Source organism: Bacillus sp. N1(2025), assembly GCF_053470005.1.
Map to the genome: position 1 here is coordinate 1 of NZ_JBLTJB010000035.1, position 676 is coordinate 676.

At 50.7% G+C, this 676-nt stretch carries 5 tRNA genes and 1 rRNA gene; all 6 read right to left on the reverse strand.

The window, feature by feature from the left end:
• The 6 genes from ACNFN4_RS22200 to rrf all read right to left on the reverse strand — a co-directional run bounded on the left by ACNFN4_RS22200 (position 1) and on the right by rrf (position 574).
• Positions 1-77 (reverse strand) — tRNA-Met (locus ACNFN4_RS22200).
• 7 nt (positions 78-84) lie between these two features.
• Positions 85-160, reverse strand: a tRNA-Val gene (locus tag ACNFN4_RS22205).
• Between the two features lie 10 nt (positions 161-170).
• Positions 171-242 (reverse strand) — tRNA-Glu (locus ACNFN4_RS22210).
• Between the two features lie 36 nt (positions 243-278).
• Positions 279-369: transfer RNA gene (locus tag ACNFN4_RS22215), tRNA-Ser, on the reverse strand.
• A gap of 5 nt (positions 370-374) precedes the next feature.
• Positions 375-449, reverse strand: a tRNA-Asn gene (locus ACNFN4_RS22220).
• Positions 450-458: 9 nt separating this feature from the next.
• Positions 459-574, reverse strand: a 5S ribosomal RNA gene (gene rrf, locus ACNFN4_RS22225).
• Between the last annotated feature and the right edge of the window lie 102 nt (positions 575-676).

Here is a 676-nt window from a genome sequence, read left to right on the forward strand (position 1 = left end):
TGGTTGCGGGGGCAGGATTTGAACCTGCGACCTTCGGGTTATGAGCCCGACGAGCTACCGAACTGCTCCACCCCGCGATAATAATGGTGGAGGATGACGGGCTCGAACCGCCGACCCTCTGCTTGTAAGGCAGATGCTCTCCCAGCTGAGCTAATCCTCCATCATATAAGTGACCCGTACGGGATTCGAACCCGTGTTACCGCCGTGAAAGGGCGGTGTCTTAACCGCTTGACCAACGGGCCCTGGTATTTTTTCGTTTGTTATGTATTGATAATTAGTGGCGGAGAGCAAGGGATTCGAACCCTTGAGACGGGGTTACCGCCTACACGATTTCCAATCGTGCTCCTTCGGCCACTCGGACAGCTCTCCATAAATGGCTCCGCAGGTAGGATTCGAACCTACGACCGATCGGTTAACAGCCGATAGCTCTACCACTGAGCTACTGCGGAATGAAGTCTGCCTGGCGATGTCCTACTCTCACAGGGGGAAACCCCCGACTACCATCGGCGCTGAAGAGCTTAACTTCCGTGTTCGGCATGGGAACGGGTGTGACCTCTTCGCCATCATCACCAGACGTTTTAGTGACATGTATTATTATACTATGTATTTCAGAAAAAGCAAGAGTTTTTTTGAAAAAATTCTCTCAAAACTAGATAACAGTAAGCATACATTCAAA